The organism is Rahnella rivi, from assembly GCF_019049655.1.
In the GTDB taxonomy this organism is placed as follows: domain Bacteria; phylum Pseudomonadota; class Gammaproteobacteria; order Enterobacterales; family Enterobacteriaceae; genus Rahnella; species Rahnella rivi.
In genome coordinates, this window is sequence record NZ_JAFMOX010000005.1 from 1 (window position 1) to 255 (window position 255).

The window sequence follows — 255 nt, forward strand, 5'->3', positions numbered from 1 at the left end:
GTCGGTTCGGTCCTCCAGTTAGTGTTACCCAACCTTCAACCTGCCCATGGCTAGATCACCGGGTTTCGGGTCTATACCTTGCAACTTGACGCCCAGTTAAGACTCGGTTTCCCTACGGCTCCCCTATACGGTTAACCTTGCTACAAAATATAAGTCGCTGACCCATTATACAAAAGGTACGCAGTCACCCAACAAAGTAGGCTCCCACTGCTTGTACGTACACGGTTTCAGGTTCTATTTCACTCCCCTCGCCGG

At 51.0% G+C, this 255-nt stretch carries 1 rRNA gene; it reads right to left on the reverse strand.

Going from position 1 to position 255, the window contains the following annotated elements:
- A 23S ribosomal RNA gene (locus tag J1779_RS00020) occupies window positions 1–255 on the reverse strand; the annotation flags it as partial.